Raw genomic sequence first — 13,649 nt, 5'->3', positions numbered from 1 at the left:
TGCAACATTATTTGAGTATCCTGAAAACGGGCTTTTCAGAATGGTGTTGCCGTAAAAATTAGTAGGAGTGCATAGTGGCCCGTATAGCAGGCATTAACATTCCTGATCATAAACATACCGTTATCGCGTTAACGTCGATCTTCGGAATCGGCAAAACTCGTTCACAGTCCATCTGTGCTGCGACGGGTATTGCTGAAAATGTTAAGATCAGTGAGCTGTCTGAAGAGCAAATTGAACAACTGCGTGAAGCAGTTGCCAAATTCACTGTTGAAGGTGATTTGCGTCGTGAAGTTACCCTGAGCATCAAGCGTCTGATGGATCTTGGTACATACCGTGGTTTACGCCATCGTCGTGGTCTGCCAGTTCGCGGTCAGCGTACTAAGACCAACGCACGTACCCGTAAGGGTCCGCGTAAACCGATCAAGAAATAATCGGGGTGATTGAATAATGGCAAAGGCACCTGTTCGTACACGCAAGCGTGTAAGAAAACAAGTCTCTGACGGCGTGGCTCATATCCATGCTTCTTTCAACAACACCATTGTGACTATTACCGATCGTCAGGGTAATGCTTTGGGTTGGGCAACAGCCGGTGGTTCCGGTTTCCGTGGTTCTCGTAAGTCAACTCCGTTTGCAGCTCAGGTTGCAGCCGAACGTTGTGCTGACGCAGTTAAAGAATACGGTATCAAGAACCTGGAAGTTATGGTTAAAGGACCTGGTCCTGGTCGTGAGTCTACTATCCGCGCTCTGAACGCGGCTGGTTTCCGCATCACTAATATTACCGATGTGACTCCGATTCCTCATAACGGTTGTCGTCCACCGAAAAAGCGTCGCGTGTAACGCCCCTGCGTTTCGGATTGTTGGAGAAAGAAAATGGCAAGATATTTGGGTCCTAAGCTCAAGCTTAGCCGCCGCGAGGGCATAGACCTGTTCCTGAAGTCTGGCGTTCGCGCGATAGATTCAAAGTGCAAAATTGAACAGCCACCAGGTCAACACGGTGCGCGTAAACCGCGTCTGTCTGACTATGGTGTACAGTTACGTGAAAAGCAAAAAGTTCGCCGTATGTACGGTGTTCTGGAGCGTCAGTTCCGTAACTATTACAAAGCAGCAACCCGCCTGAAAGGCAATACCGGTGAAAACCTGTTGACCCTTCTGGAAGGTCGTCTGGACAACGTAGTTTACCGTATGGGCTTCGGCGCCACTCGTGCAGAATCACGTCAGCTGGTTAGCCATAAAGCCGTTATGGTAAATGGTCGCGTTGTTAACATCGCTTCTTATCAGGTATCTCCGAATGACGTAGTCAGCATCCGCGAGAAAGCTAAAAAGCAGTCTCGTGTTAAGGCTTCTCTGGAGCTGGCTGAGCAGCGTGAAAAGCCGACTTGGCTGGAAGTTGATGCTGCGAAGATGGAAGGTGTGTTCAAACGTATTCCTGAACGTACCGATCTGTCCGCCGACATTAACGAACACCTGATCGTCGAGCTTTACTCCAAGTAAGGCTTGAGTTTCAAAGAGAGGACACAATGCAGGGTTCTGTGACAGAGTTTCTAAAACCGCGCCTGGTAGATATCGAGCAAGTCAGTTCGACGCACGCCAAGGTGACCCTTGAGCCGTTAGAGCGTGGCTTTGGCCATACTCTTGGCAACGCACTGCGCCGTATTCTGCTTTCGTCTATGCCGGGTTGCGCGGTGACCGAGGTTGAGATTGATGGTGTACTACATGAGTACAGCACCAAAGAAGGCGTACAGGAAGATATCCTGGAGATCCTGCTCAACCTGAAAGGGCTGGCGGTGAGAGTTCAAGGCAAAGATGAAGTTATTCTTACCCTGAATAAATCTGGCATTGGCCCTGTGACCGCTGCCGACATTACCCATGATGGTGATGTCGAAATCGTCAAGCCGCAGCACGTTATCTGCCACCTGACCGATGAGAACGCTGCTATCAGCATGCGTATCAAAGTTCAGCGCGGTCGTGGTTATGTGCCGGCTTCTGCCCGAATTCATTCGGAAGAAGATGAGCGCCCGATTGGTCGTCTGTTGGTTGACGCCTGCTATAGCCCTGTAGAGCGTATTGCCTACAATGTTGAAGCAGCGCGTGTAGAACAGCGTACCGACCTGGACAAGCTGGTAATCGAGATGGAAACCAATGGCACGATCGATCCTGAAGAGGCGATCCGCCGTGCGGCTACCATTCTGGCTGAACAACTGGAAGCTTTCGTTGACCTACGTGATGTACGTCAGCCGGAAGTAAAAGAAGAGAAACCAGAATTCGATCCGATCCTGCTGCGCCCTGTTGACGATCTGGAATTGACTGTCCGCTCTGCTAACTGCCTCAAGGCAGAAGCTATCCACTACATCGGTGATCTGGTACAGCGTACCGAGGTTGAGCTGTTGAAAACGCCTAACCTGGGTAAAAAATCTCTTACTGAGATTAAAGACGTGCTGGCCTCCCGTGGACTTTCTCTGGGCATGCGCCTGGAAAATTGGCCACCGGCAAGCATTGCTGACGAGTAACCGGATCACAGGTTAAGGTTTTACTGAGAAGGATAAGGTCATGCGCCATCGTAAGAGTGGTCGTCAACTGAACCGTAACAGCAGCCATCGCCAGGCTATGTTCCGTAACATGGCCGGCTCTTTGGTTCGTCATGAGATCATCAAGACGACCTTGCCAAAAGCGAAAGAGCTGCGTCGCGTTGTTGAGCCGCTGATTACTCTTGCCAAGACCGACAGCGTAGCTAATCGTCGTCTGGCATTCGCCCGTACTCGTGATAACGAGATCGTGGCAAAACTGTTTAACGAGCTAGGCCCGCGTTTTGCGAGCCGTGCCGGTGGTTACACTCGCATTCTGAAGTGTGGCTTCCGCGCAGGCGACAACGCGCCGATGGCATACATCGAGCTGGTTGATCGTGCTGAGTCTCAAGCAGAAGTAGCAACTGCAGAGTAATCTGTGGAAGCGTAAGAAAACCGGGCTTGCCCGGTTTTTTTACGTCTGTCGCTTGCCAAACGTGCTCTCCCCTCCCGCCAACGCTTAAGATCCCCCCTGTTATCCGCTATGCTACAGCTAGAAATCTGACCGACAGAAGGATCACCTCATGTGGTTACTGGACGCGTGGGCAGAGCGCCATATCGTTGCTGCCCAAAACAATGGGGAGTTGGACAACCTGCCAGGCCAAGGGCGACCGCTGGTGTTGGACGATGACAGTGCAGTGCCTGCCGAATTACGATCGGGATTTCGCTTGCTGAAGAATGCCGGTTATTTGCCGCCGGCGCTGGAGGATAGAAAGGAGGCATTGACCCTGGCTCAACTGCTCAAGGAAATCGATAGCCAACACCCCGATTATACGGCCTTGAGTAAACGAATGACCTTGCTGGAATATCGTCTGCGGCAGGCGGGTATGAATACGGACTTTCTGCACGGTGCATACCAACACGCTGTCAGTGAGAAATTCAAACCGGAGGAGCCATGATGTTCAAGATCGGCCAATTAGCCAAGCTGGCTGACGTAACGCCAGATACGGTGCGCTATTACGAGAAGCAAGGCATGATGGATCACCATGTCCGAACCGAGGGCGGCTATCGGCTGTATAGCGATCAGGATTTACAGCGTCTGCGGTTTATCCGTTACGCCAAACAACTGGGCTTCACGCTGGAAATTATCGCCGAACTGCTGTCGATCCGTGTGGATCCGGAGCATCATACCTGCGAAGAGTCGAAGTCTATCGTTGATGCGCGTTTGCAGGAGGTGGAAGATAAGCTGAGTGAATTGACCAGAATGCGCGAATCGCTGAAAAGGCTGAGTGATGCCTGCTGTGGTACTGCCCACACCAGCAACTTCTGTTCAATTCTGGAGGCTTTGGAGCAAGGGGCCAGCGAAGAGAAAGCGAAAAATGCGGTTTAACTGCGCATGGGTCTTTAATTTTTATCTGCCCAGCAGTATTATCGGCGCGTTTATTATCACCAACCCACAGGAAGACCATGATGACCCAATATCGTCATACCAAAGGTAAGATCCAGGATAATGCCATTGAGGCGTTGCTGCACGACCCGCTTTTCCGCCAACGGGTAGAGAAGAACACTAAAGGGAAAGGCAGCTACCGGCGTAAAGACAAACATGCAAAAGGCGGTAACTGGGAGGCCAGTGGTAAATTGCCCAACGACAATTTACCACTGGCCTTCTGGTTTTAAGCCACAAAAAAGCCATCTCGCAAGATGGCTCTCAAAACGTAGGGGCGCCGCATGTTGCGCCCGTCTTATAGCGCTGAATTACAGCTTCGGCTGCTGTTGATGACTCAACAGATCGCGGATCTCTGTCAGCAGCTTCTCTTCGGCCGTTGGCGCAGGTGGCGCGGCGGGCTCTTCAACTTCTTTACGGCGCATTTTGTTCATTAACTTGATAGCCATAAAGATCGCAAAGGCGACAATCACGAAATCAAAGATATTCTGCAGGAAAGAGCCATAGTTCATCACGACTGCTGGGACATTATCTTTGGCTTCACGTAGTACCAGGTGGAACTGCTTGAAGTCGACTCCGCCAATGAGCAAGCCCAAAGGTGGCATGATGATATCGGCAACCAAGGAAGAAACGATTTTACCGAATGCCGCACCAATGATCACACCCACTGCCAGATCGACCACGTTGCCACGCATGGCAAATTCGCGGAACTCTTTTAACATACCCATCAGAACACCCCTCAAAAATTAGTAACGCAACTTTAACAAATCAACGCGCCTTTGACACAGTCAGTATAGGAAAATTTTTGGTTTTTCCTAATTCTCGGCGCCTGATGTTTCAAAAATGCATTCGCATGATTTATGTGTTTATAAGAAGAACGGACTTGGCTGGAACAGGCGCTCGACGTCCGGCACAAATTTCTTATCGGTAATAAACATAATCACGTGGTCGCCTTGTTGGATCCGGCTGTTGCCGTTGGCAATGATCACATCATCACCGCGCACAATCGCACCGATGGTGGTACCTGGCGGCAGCTTAATCTCTTCTACCATACGGCCAACGACCTTGGAGGTACTTTCATCGCCATGGGCAATGGCTTCAATGGCTTCGGCAACGCCGCGGCGCAGTGAGGAAACGCTGACGATATCGGCTTTACGCACGTGGCCAAGTAACGCGGAGATGGTGGCTTGTTGCGGTGAAATCGCGATATCAATGACGCTACCCTGGACCAAATCGACATAGGCGCGGCGCTGGATCAGTACCATCACCTTCTTGGCCCCCATGCGCTTGGCCAGCATGGCAGACATGATGTTGGCTTCGTCATCGTTGGTGATGGCAATAAACACATCCACCTGCTCGACATGCTCTTCGGCCAACAGTTCCTGATCGGAAGCATCGCCGTAAAAAACGATGGTATCGTGCAGTTGCTCTGCCAATTCGGCGGCACGTTGCTGGTTTTTCTCAATCAGCTTCACGTTGTACGATTTTTCTAATCGATGTGCCAGCCCCGCACCTACGTTACCGCCACCGACGATCATGATGCGCTTATAGGGTTTCTCCAGGCGTTGCAGTTCACTCATTACCGCGCGGATATGCTGTGAGGCGGCAACGAAGAACACTTCATCGCCCGCTTCGATAATGGTTGAGCCTTGTGGGCGGATCGGACGATCGTGACGGAAAATCGCGGCTACGCGAGTATCGATATGTGGCATATGTTCGCGCATGGCAGACAGGGCATTCCCCACCAGTGGGCCGCCATAATAGGCTTTCACCGCTGCGATGCTGACTTTGCCATCGGCAAAGTTCACTACCTGCAAGGCGCCTGGGTATTCGATCAGCTTGTAGATGTAATCGATAACCAGCTGCTCCGGCGAGATCAGGTGGTCGATGGGCACCGCGTCCGGATGGAAGAGCTTCTCGGACTCGCGGATATAATCTGGTGCGCGGATACGTGCAATACGATTCGGGGTGTTAAATAGCGTATAAGCGATCTGACAGGCGATCATATTGGTTTCGTCAGAGTTGGTGACGGCAACCAGCATATCGGCATCTTCGGCACCGGCTTCACGTAACACGCGCGGGTGAGAGCCGTGCCCCTGAACGACGCGCAGGTCAAACTTGTCCTGCAACTGGCGCAGCCGTCCGGTATCGGTATCGACCACGGTGATATCGTTATTTTCACCCACCAGGTTTTCAGCCAGTGTCCCGCCAACTTGCCCTGCGCCAAGAATAATAATTTTCATCGATTTCTCTGCTCGATCTGCGACGGCCGTAGCCGATAGTTGAGAATGCCCGCAGGCGCTCTCTGAACAGTTATATTTTAATCAGCTTAGCGTAAAAGAAACCATCGCCATCCTCAGGATGAGGAAGATTCTGTTTGCCTGGTGATTGGAGATCGCCGGTTTCAACCAGCTTGGCATCGGTGTGACGTTGCAGGAATGCGGCGATCTGCTCGCTATTTTCCTGCGGTAGAATAGAGCAGGTTGCATAGACCATCACACCACCCGATTTCAGGCGTGGCCAGATAGCTTCCAGAATTTCGCCCTGTAAAGCGGCCAGTTCGGCGATATCGCTGTCACGACGCAACCACTTGATATCCGGGTGGCGACGAATAACACCGGTGGCGGAGCAAGGGGCATCCAACAGGATACGATCGAACTGCTGGTCACCGCACCATTCTTGCGGGGTACGGCCATCACCTTGGCGAACTTCCGCATGCTGACGCAGGCGCTGGAGGTTCTCTTTCACCCTGCTCAAGCGTTGCTCGTCGATATCGACGGCTAACACATGCGCTTTAGGGGCGGCTTCCAGAATATGGGTCGTCTTGCCGCCGGGAGCTGCACAAAGATCGAGGATCTGTTCACCGTCTTGCGGATCCAGCAGATCAACGCAACCCTGAGCGGAGGCGTCTTGCACCGTCACCCAACCGTCTGCGAAGCCGGGCAAATCCGTCACTGGGCACGGCGCCAGTAAACGTACCGCGTCGCGATAGTCTTGATGGGGAACGGCTGCAATGCCTGCCTGCTGCATCAGTTGTAAATAATCTTCACGCGTATGGTGCAGGCGGTTAACGCGCAGCCACATGGGTGGCTTCTGATTATTGGCGTCAACGATTTGCTCCCACTGGGTTGGGTAAGCCAGTTTGATGCGTTTAAGCAGCCAGCTTGGATGCAGATAGCGGCTGTCGTTATTAGCGGCGCGTGCCAGTAGCTCTTCTTGCTGGCGCTGGAACTGGCGCAGTACCCCGTTAATCAACCCTTTCAGCTGTGGTCGCTTCAAGGCAACCGCACCTTCAACCGTTTCGGCTAATACCGCGTGTGGTGGAATGCGGGTATACAGCAGTTGATACAGGCCAACCATCAGCAAATAGTGCAATGGGCGCTGTTTGCCGGTCATCGGCTTTGCCATCAACTGCTGAATGCACCATTCGAGCTGCGGCAGCACGCGCAGCGTGCCGAAACAGAGCTCCTGCAATAGCCCACGGTCTTTGTCAGAAATGTTCTTTTGTAATGCGGGCAAAATGGTGCTGAGCGACTGCCCCTGATCCAGTACCTGGCCGATGGCCTTGGCAGCAATGCTTCGGAGATTGTAATTGTTTTTCATAGGCTAAGGCGGATAACGATCGGCATTAAGAAACAAACAGCCCGGCAACAATGGCCGGGCAATGGGAGTGGCTTATAACCGGTTGCCCGGTGTGAACCATTCGCGGCGAGAATTCAGCAAATCTTGTGCCGACATCGGTTTTTTACCGGCGGGCTGTAGCTGCGTCAGGTTCAGAATACCGTCTGCGGTGGCAACCTGGATGCCGTGCTTGTCGGCATGCACGATGGTGCCGGGTTCTGCGTTGGCGCTTTCCGCTATCACATTGGCCTGCCAGACTTTCACCGGCTGATCGTCAACGGTGAAATAGCTGATGGGCCACGGGTTGAAGGCGCGAATACAGCGCTCCAACTGTTCTGCAGCAAGGCTCCAGTCCAGGCGGGCTTCTTCCTTACTCAGCTTTTCTGCGTAGGTAACCAGCGCTTCATCTTGAACTTCGCGCTGCGCCGTACCTGCCGCCAATTGCTGCAAAGTGGCCAACAGCCCTTGAGGCCCCAGTTCTGCCAGTTTGTCGTACAGACTGGCGCTGGTATCTGTGGCTTCGATTGGGCAAGCGATCTTGTGCATCATGTCGCCGGTATCGAGACCTACGTCCATATGCATGATCGTTACGCCGGTTTCGCTATCACCGGCCCACAGCGCACGCTGGATCGGTGCCGCACCACGCCAGCGTGGCAGCAGAGAGCCATGAACGTTGATACAGCCCAGGCGCGGCATATCCAGCACCGCTTTAGGCAGGATCAGGCCATAGGCCACGACTACCATAACGTCAGCCTTAAGATCGTCAACCAGATGCTGATTCTCTTGCGGACGTAGTGACTTAGGCTGAAAAACGGGGATCTGATGCTGTTCAGCCAGCACCTTGACCGGGCTTGGCGTCAGCTTGTTACCGCGGCCTGCGGGGCGATCGGGCTGGGTGAAGACGCCGACCACCTGATGCCCAGAAGACAACAGCGCGTCTAAGTGACGCGCTGCGAAGTCAGGGGTTCCGGCAAAAATAATCCGTAAAGAGTCAGACACGTTGATTTCCTGATCGGTTAGGCGCGAGCTTCAAGCTTGGCCATTTTTTCCAGTTTCTGACGGATACGTTGGCGTTTCAGCGGCGACAGGTAATCGACAAACAGTTTGCCAACCAGATGATCCATTTCATGCTGAATACAGATAGCCAGTAGATCATCAGCCTCAAGTTCAAAAGGTTTCCCTTCACGATCGAGGGCGCGGATCTTCACTTTCTCTGCGCGTGGCACCAGGGCGCGTTGCTCAGGGATGGAAAGGCAGCCTTCTTCGATACCGGTTTCACCGCTTTTTTCCAGCAGTTCCGGGTTGATCAACACTAGGCGTTGATCGCGGTTTTCAGAAACGTCGATGACGATAATGCGCTGATGAATATCGACCTGTGTGGCAGCCAGGCCAATGCCTTCCTCTGCGTACATGGTTTCAAACATATCATCCACGATGCGCTGGACATCTGCATTGACTTCTTTTACCGGGGCCGCAATTTTGCGTAGCCGCTCGTCTGGGAAATGTAATACCTGCAAGACTGACATATATCTTAAGATCTGTATCCGAGTGATGAACAGTGATTAGCTTCTATTCTAGACATTTTTCGGCCTGATTGACAGCATCCCAGACCAATTGCACGAATTGGTAATACCCCATTTGCCGCGAGGGAATGATTGATGCAGCCGGAAGAAATTGCTTTACGCATGCATGCTGTGACCAGGATTGGCGCACTCCAGGCCAGCCGTATTGTCCACCGTCTGATTGTCGAAGGGGGTAATCCTTACTCATTGCTCGAGCCATTGGGGTTGAACAGCCAGCAGCGCAAACAGTTCCAGCGGGGACATGGAAAGTATCTCAAGGCAACGCTCAAGTGGCTGGAGCAGCCGGGCAATCAGTTGTTGCGATATGGGGAAGCTGGGTTTCCCGAGTTATTGGCGCATATCGATGATGCGCCATTATTACTGATGGTGCAGGGCGATGTAGAGGTGCTGCAACGGCCACAAATCGCCATGGTCGGTAGCCGCCAGTTCAGTCACTATGGCGAGCGTTGGGGCAGTTACTTTGCCAGCGAGTTGGTGCATTGCGGTTTTGCCGTCACCAGCGGCCTGGCGATTGGCATTGACGGGATCTGCCACCGCGCAGCCTTGGAGGCCGAAGGCACCACGATTGCGGTATTGGGCAGCGGCCTGGCAAATATCTACCCACGCCGCCATCGCCGCCTGGCCGAGCAAATCATTGAGCAGTGCGGAGCGGTCGTTTCCGAGCATCTGGTTACCGATTTGCCACTGGCTGCGCACTTTCCGCGCCGTAACCGTATTATCAGTGGGTTAAGTGTGGGCGTGGTGGTGATAGAGGCTTCACTACGTAGTGGGTCGCTGATCACTGCACGCTATGCGCTGGATCAGGGGCGTGAGGTATTTGCCCTGCCGGGGGCGTTGGGGAACCCGATGAGCGAGGGATCTCATTGGCTGATCCAGCAAGGGGCCAACCTGGTTACCGGCCCAAAAGATATCGCAGAACAACTGGGAAGTGGCCTGCAATGGTTGCCTGTGAGCGAAAATACAACTATTTCTTCATCAGAGGCCGAAGTTGAATTGCCATTTGCCGATGTGTTGGCTAACGTAGGAGATGAGGTGACACCTGTTGACGTCGTCGCCGAACGTGCCGGCCAATCTGTGCCAGAGGTGGTAATCAAATTACTCGATCTGGAGTTAGCAGGTTGGATCGCAGCTGTACCCGGCGGCTATGTCCGAATAAGGAGGGCATGCCATGTTCGACGTACTCATGTATTTGTTTGAGACCTATATCCACAATGAACCAGAGATGCACGTTGATCAGGATACTTTGACCCACGATCTTACCGAAGCAGGGTTCGATCGTGATGATATCTTCAACGCGTTGAATTGGATCGAAAAGCTTGCAGACCTCCAGGAAGGCGAGAATGCCCCTTATTTCATGGCTGCCGATCCGCTGGCTATGCGGATCTACACCGAAGAAGAGAGCGTGCGTTTAGATGCCGGTTGCCGTGGTTTTCTCCTGTTCCTAGAACAGATCCAGGTATTGAACCTCGAAACCCGTGAAATGGTTATCGATCGTGTTATGGCTTTGGATAATACGGAATTTGATCTCGAAGATCTGAAATGGGTAGTGTTGATGGTGCTGTTCAATATCCCCGGGTATGAGAGCGCGTATCAGCAGATGGAAGAACTGTTATTTGAAGTAAACGAAGGTTACCTGCACTGAGTAGGTAACAGGCATAGAAGACGTTATGACAAAACCAGCGATTTTTGCCGCGAGGCAAAATGAACCCTGTCCGGAATGCGGGGCCGAGTTGGTGATCCGCAGTGGTCGCCACGGCCCCTTCCTCGGCTGTTCCCAGTATCCGCAATGCGAGTATATCCGGCCTTTAAAAGCGCAGGCGGACGGCCATGTTGTCAAAGTGCTGGAGGGACAGCAATGCCCGAAATGCCAGACAACGCTGGTGTTGCGCCAGGGGCGTTATGGGATGTTTATCGGTTGCAGCCACTATCCCGAATGCGATCACACCGAAGTGATCGACAAACCGGATGAAACCAGCATCGCTTGCCCTCAGTGTGGCCAGGGCCAATTGCTGCAGCGTAAATCCCGCTATGGCAAGGTGTTCCATTCCTGCGATCGCTATCCGGAATGTCAGTTTGTCCTCAATTTTAAACCCGTCGCCGGTGAGTGTGCCTATTGCCACTACCCTTTACTGATGGAAAAGCGCACGGCAAAAGGTCCAACGCTGTGCTGCGCCAGTAAACTGTGCGGAAAACCCGTCGCTATCTCAGAATAATCAAGCCATGAACCCAGAACACAGTTGCGCATTCGCGCCTATTATTGCCGCGCTGGAAAACCAGCAGGTGATTGCCTATCCAACAGAAGCGGTATTCGGTCTGGGGTGTGACCCAGATAGCGAACAGGCCGTCAAACAGCTGCTGGCCTTGAAACAGCGCCCTTGGGAAAAAGGGCTGATCCTGATCGCGGCCGATTATGCCCAGCTGGCACCTTATATAGATGACAGCGTATTGAACGAGCAACAGCGTGCCGCGATGTTTGCCAGTTGGCCTGGCCCGGTAACCTGGGTGATCCCGGCAAAACCGCAAACGCCAGCCTTGCTGACCGGCCGTTTTAGCTCATTGGCCGTGCGCGTTAGCGATCATCCTTTGGTGCAGCAGCTTTGCCGCCAGTTCGGCAAGCCGTTGGTGTCAACCAGTGCCAACTTGAGCGGTGAGGAGCCATGCCGCACCATAGCCGAAGTGGTGCAGCAGTTTGGTGACGCTTTCCCGGTGCTGGCAGGTAACGTAGGTGGCCGGTTAAACCCTTCTGAAATTAGAGATGCTTTGACCGGTGAGCAGATCCGTCAGGGCTAGAGGCACTATCTATGGAGAAGTTCGCGGTATTCGGTAACCCGATTGCTCACAGTAAGTCCCCCCGGATCCATGCGTTGTTTGCGCAGCAAACCGGGATCGAACATCCGTATGGCACCGTGCTGGCTCCGTTGGACGGATTTGTTCCCACCTTGCAGCGGTTTATTGCTGCTGGTGGCCAAGGGGCCAACGTCACCGTGCCCTTTAAAGAGTGTGCCTATGAGGCCGCGAGCGAACTTAGCGAACGGGCAGCAATGGCCGGCGCGGTGAATACGCTGAAGGTATTGCCCGATGGCAAACTGCTGGGTGATAACACCGACGGTATCGGTTTGCTGTCGGATCTTGAACGCCAGGACTTGATCCGGCCAAGTGACCGAGTGTTGCTGGTGGGAGCGGGTGGCGCTGCGCGGGGTGTGATCCTGCCACTGCTTTCTTTTGGCTGTGAAGTGGTGCTGACTAACCGCACCTTCAGCCGCGCCGAGGAGTTGGCTGCGGCATTCCAGCATCTGGGGGAGATCGTCGCCCTGCCGCTGGATCGGCTGGATCAACAACATTTTGATTTAGTGATCAACGCAACCGCCTCCGGGTTCAATGGTGAGATCCCGGCACTGCCGGATAACATTATAGGTGCCACCACCCGGTGTTATGACATGTTCTATCAACAAGGCGGTACCCCATTCCTGGCCTGGGCGCAGCAGTTGGGGGCGCAACATTATGCTGACGGGCTGGGTATGCTGGTGGGTCAGGCGGCACACGCTTTCTTCTTATGGCATGGCGTAATGCCGGAGATTGAACCGGTATTGCAGCAATTACGCAGGGAAATGGCGGCGTAAAGATTGCCCCGCTCTGGCAAGCAGGGCGGGATCGTCAGATATCTTCACCCAGGTATTCATCTTTCCAGCGCACGTAGTTGTTAGCCGAATAGCGTAATCCTTCCAGCTCAGCCGGGGTCAAGGCTCGTACCTGGCGCGCAGGGCTGCCTACATATAAGTAGCCACTCTCCAGACGCTTGCCGGGGGCGACCAGGCTACCGGCGCCAATCATCACATCATCTTCTATTACCGCACCGTCCAGCAGAATCGATCCCATCCCTACCAGAACGCGGTTGCCAATGGTACAACCATGCAGCATGGCCTTATGCCCAACGGTAACGTCTTCGCCGATCAGTAAAGGATAGCCTGCCGGGTTGTAATCGGATTTATGGGTCACATGCAGAACGCTGCCGTCCTGGATATTACTGCGTGCACCAATCTTCACTGCGTTGACATCGCCGCGAATGGAAACCAGGGGCCAGATACTGACATCATCGGCCAGATCAACGTTGCCGATCACCACGCTAGAAGGATCGATCATGACGCGTAGGCCAATTTGAGGGGAGTAATGCAGATAAGGACGCACTGAATTGGACATGGATTGCCTCATATAAGGATCTTGTTTCCGGCAATACTAGACTTTGACGGTGGAATTACAACCAGTCAGCGGGGTGGATCGTAGGTAAAATGGCCTCGATCGGGCAAGATCCGTGCGAAAGGGCGGAAAAGTGCGCAATCAGTAATAAAAGATCCAAAAAGGGGTTGTGGAAAAAATTGGGATCCCTATAATGCGCCTCCATCGACACGGAACATGTGAACAACTTCACAGAGTCTCCGGGGTCGCAGAGAAAAAAACCTGAAATTAAGGTTGACTCTGAAAGAGGAAAGCGTAGTATACGCC

19 protein-coding genes are annotated in these 13,649 nt (G+C 53.1%); 13 read left to right on the top strand and 6 right to left on the bottom strand.

Features of this window, described 5'->3' with window-relative positions; genetic code table 11:
* Positions 1 to 74: 74 nt before the first annotated feature.
* The 8 genes from rpsM to U869_RS0119610 all read left to right on the top strand — a co-directional run bounded on the left by rpsM (position 75) and on the right by U869_RS0119610 (position 4,178).
* Positions 75 to 431: a 30S ribosomal protein S13 gene (gene rpsM, locus U869_RS0119645; RefSeq protein WP_025123454.1), complete on the top strand. Its 357-nt coding sequence runs from the start codon at positions 75 to 77 to the stop codon at positions 429 to 431.
* Positions 432 to 447: 16 nt separating this feature from the next.
* Positions 448 to 837 carry a 30S ribosomal protein S11 gene (gene rpsK, locus U869_RS0119640; RefSeq protein ID WP_004929731.1) on the top strand — a complete coding sequence of 130 codons (390 nt, stop codon included), beginning with the start codon at positions 448 to 450 and terminating at the stop codon, positions 835 to 837.
* Between the two features lie 33 nt (positions 838 to 870).
* Positions 871 to 1,491, top strand: coding sequence for a 30S ribosomal protein S4 (gene rpsD / locus U869_RS0119635; protein ID WP_025123453.1), 621 nt, complete (start codon positions 871 to 873; stop codon positions 1,489 to 1,491).
* Between the two features lie 26 nt (positions 1,492 to 1,517).
* The gene (gene rpoA, locus U869_RS0119630) at positions 1,518 to 2,507 is read left to right on the top strand and encodes a DNA-directed RNA polymerase subunit alpha (RefSeq protein WP_002919219.1); all 990 of its coding nucleotides are present in this window, start codon (positions 1,518 to 1,520) and stop codon (positions 2,505 to 2,507) included.
* A gap of 40 nt (positions 2,508 to 2,547) precedes the next feature.
* On the top strand, positions 2,548 to 2,937 hold the full coding sequence (rplQ, locus tag U869_RS0119625) for a 50S ribosomal protein L17 (RefSeq protein WP_004929726.1): 390 nt from the start codon (positions 2,548 to 2,550) through the stop codon (positions 2,935 to 2,937).
* 148 nt (positions 2,938 to 3,085) lie between these two features.
* Complete coding sequence (locus U869_RS0119620) at positions 3,086 to 3,460, top strand: DUF1992 domain-containing protein (RefSeq protein WP_025123452.1); 375 nt, start codon at positions 3,086 to 3,088, stop codon at positions 3,458 to 3,460.
* Positions 3,460 to 3,891, top strand: coding sequence for a Zn(2+)-responsive transcriptional regulator (zntR, locus tag U869_RS0119615; RefSeq protein ID WP_025123451.1), 432 nt, complete (start codon positions 3,460 to 3,462; stop codon positions 3,889 to 3,891). The genes U869_RS0119620 and zntR overlap by 1 nt, the downstream gene beginning before the upstream one ends.
* An 80-nt stretch (positions 3,892 to 3,971) precedes the next feature.
* Positions 3,972 to 4,178, top strand: a complete 207-nt coding sequence (locus tag U869_RS0119610; RefSeq protein ID WP_025123450.1) for an alternative ribosome-rescue factor A — start codon at positions 3,972 to 3,974, stop codon at positions 4,176 to 4,178.
* 78 nt (positions 4,179 to 4,256) lie between these two features.
* Here U869_RS0119610 and mscL read toward each other — a convergent pair whose 3' ends face one another.
* From mscL to def, 5 genes are all read right to left on the bottom strand, one after another.
* On the bottom strand, positions 4,257 to 4,673 hold the full coding sequence (gene mscL / locus U869_RS0119605; RefSeq protein ID WP_025123449.1) for a large-conductance mechanosensitive channel protein MscL: 417 nt from the start codon (positions 4,671 to 4,673) through the stop codon (positions 4,257 to 4,259).
* A 138-nt stretch (positions 4,674 to 4,811) separates the two neighbouring features.
* Positions 4,812 to 6,188 carry a Trk system potassium transporter TrkA gene (gene trkA / locus U869_RS0119600; RefSeq protein WP_025123448.1) on the bottom strand — a complete coding sequence of 459 codons (1,377 nt, stop codon included), beginning with the start codon at positions 6,186 to 6,188 and terminating at the stop codon, positions 4,812 to 4,814.
* Positions 6,189 to 6,258: 70 nt separating this feature from the next.
* Positions 6,259 to 7,548, bottom strand: a complete 1,290-nt coding sequence (gene rsmB / locus U869_RS0119595; protein WP_025123447.1) for a 16S rRNA (cytosine(967)-C(5))-methyltransferase RsmB — start codon at positions 7,546 to 7,548, stop codon at positions 6,259 to 6,261.
* A 72-nt stretch (positions 7,549 to 7,620) separates the two neighbouring features.
* Positions 7,621 to 8,565, bottom strand: coding sequence for a methionyl-tRNA formyltransferase (gene fmt / locus U869_RS0119590; RefSeq protein WP_025123446.1), 945 nt, complete (start codon positions 8,563 to 8,565; stop codon positions 7,621 to 7,623).
* A gap of 17 nt (positions 8,566 to 8,582) precedes the next feature.
* A complete protein-coding gene (def, locus tag U869_RS0119585) occupies positions 8,583 to 9,092 on the bottom strand; it encodes a peptide deformylase (protein WP_025123445.1) in 510 nt (169 codons plus the stop codon).
* A 132-nt stretch (positions 9,093 to 9,224) separates the two neighbouring features.
* Here def and dprA point away from each other — a divergent pair, with 132 nt between their 5' ends.
* Genes dprA through aroE form a run of 5 tightly spaced genes read left to right on the top strand, consistent with a single transcriptional unit; the run spans position 9,225 to position 12,769 of the window.
* The gene (dprA, locus tag U869_RS0119580; RefSeq protein ID WP_025123444.1) at positions 9,225 to 10,346 is read left to right on the top strand and encodes a DNA-protecting protein DprA; all 1,122 of its coding nucleotides are present in this window, start codon (positions 9,225 to 9,227) and stop codon (positions 10,344 to 10,346) included.
* The gene (locus U869_RS0119575) at positions 10,318 to 10,791 is read left to right on the top strand and encodes a DUF494 family protein (protein ID WP_025123443.1); all 474 of its coding nucleotides are present in this window, start codon (positions 10,318 to 10,320) and stop codon (positions 10,789 to 10,791) included. The genes dprA and U869_RS0119575 overlap by 29 nt, the downstream gene beginning before the upstream one ends.
* Before the next feature lie 25 nt (positions 10,792 to 10,816).
* Positions 10,817 to 11,362: a type I DNA topoisomerase gene (locus tag U869_RS0119570; RefSeq protein WP_025123442.1), complete on the top strand. Its 546-nt coding sequence runs from the start codon at positions 10,817 to 10,819 to the stop codon at positions 11,360 to 11,362.
* Positions 11,363 to 11,369: 7 nt separating this feature from the next.
* On the top strand, positions 11,370 to 11,939 hold the full coding sequence (gene tsaC / locus U869_RS0119565; RefSeq protein ID WP_025123441.1) for an L-threonylcarbamoyladenylate synthase type 1 TsaC: 570 nt from the start codon (positions 11,370 to 11,372) through the stop codon (positions 11,937 to 11,939).
* A gap of 11 nt (positions 11,940 to 11,950) precedes the next feature.
* Positions 11,951 to 12,769, top strand: coding sequence for a shikimate dehydrogenase (gene aroE, locus U869_RS0119560; protein WP_025123440.1), 819 nt, complete (start codon positions 11,951 to 11,953; stop codon positions 12,767 to 12,769).
* 34 nt (positions 12,770 to 12,803) lie between these two features.
* On the opposite strand, the gene U869_RS0119555 is transcribed toward aroE, so the two are convergent.
* Positions 12,804 to 13,346 (bottom strand): gamma carbonic anhydrase family protein, encoded by a 543-nt coding sequence (locus U869_RS0119555; protein WP_029988365.1) that lies wholly within the window; start codon positions 13,344 to 13,346, stop codon positions 12,804 to 12,806.
* Between the last annotated feature and the right edge of the window lie 303 nt (positions 13,347 to 13,649).

Source organism: Serratia sp. H1w (genome assembly GCF_000633355.1).
Taxonomy (GTDB): Bacteria; Pseudomonadota; Gammaproteobacteria; order Enterobacterales; family Enterobacteriaceae; genus Chania.
This window is presented reverse-complemented; position numbering and strand designations above follow the sequence as displayed.

Bases quoted from the DNA above. Each gene is read 5' to 3' on its own strand.
- tsaC (WP_025123441.1), top strand. From the start codon at position 11,370: ATGAACCCAGAACACAGTTGCGCATTCGCGCCTATTATTGCCGCGCTG.
- dprA (WP_025123444.1), top strand. From the start codon at position 9,225: ATGCAGCCGGAAGAAATTGCTTTACGCATGCATGCTGTGACCAGGATT.
- mscL (WP_025123449.1), bottom strand. From the start codon at position 4,673: ATGGGTATGTTAAAAGAGTTCCGCGAATTTGCCATGCGTGGCAACGTG.
- zntR (WP_025123451.1), top strand. From the start codon at position 3,460: ATGTTCAAGATCGGCCAATTAGCCAAGCTGGCTGACGTAACGCCAGAT.
- U869_RS0119570 (WP_025123442.1), top strand. From the start codon at position 10,817: ATGACAAAACCAGCGATTTTTGCCGCGAGGCAAAATGAACCCTGTCCG.
- rpoA (WP_002919219.1), top strand. From the start codon at position 1,518: ATGCAGGGTTCTGTGACAGAGTTTCTAAAACCGCGCCTGGTAGATATC.
- def (WP_025123445.1), bottom strand. From the start codon at position 9,092: ATGTCAGTCTTGCAGGTATTACATTTCCCAGACGAGCGGCTACGCAAA.
- U869_RS0119575 (WP_025123443.1), top strand. From the start codon at position 10,318: ATGTTCGACGTACTCATGTATTTGTTTGAGACCTATATCCACAATGAA.
- trkA (WP_025123448.1), bottom strand. From the start codon at position 6,188: ATGAAAATTATTATTCTTGGCGCAGGGCAAGTTGGCGGGACACTGGCT.
- aroE (WP_025123440.1), top strand. From the start codon at position 11,951: ATGGAGAAGTTCGCGGTATTCGGTAACCCGATTGCTCACAGTAAGTCC.
- rplQ (WP_004929726.1), top strand. From the start codon at position 2,548: ATGCGCCATCGTAAGAGTGGTCGTCAACTGAACCGTAACAGCAGCCAT.
- U869_RS0119610 (WP_025123450.1), top strand. From the start codon at position 3,972: ATGACCCAATATCGTCATACCAAAGGTAAGATCCAGGATAATGCCATT.
- rsmB (WP_025123447.1), bottom strand. From the start codon at position 7,548: ATGAAAAACAATTACAATCTCCGAAGCATTGCTGCCAAGGCCATCGGC.
- U869_RS0119620 (WP_025123452.1), top strand. From the start codon at position 3,086: ATGTGGTTACTGGACGCGTGGGCAGAGCGCCATATCGTTGCTGCCCAA.
- U869_RS0119555 (WP_029988365.1), bottom strand. From the start codon at position 13,346: ATGTCCAATTCAGTGCGTCCTTATCTGCATTACTCCCCTCAAATTGGC.
- rpsD (WP_025123453.1), top strand. From the start codon at position 871: ATGGCAAGATATTTGGGTCCTAAGCTCAAGCTTAGCCGCCGCGAGGGC.
- rpsK (WP_004929731.1), top strand. From the start codon at position 448: ATGGCAAAGGCACCTGTTCGTACACGCAAGCGTGTAAGAAAACAAGTC.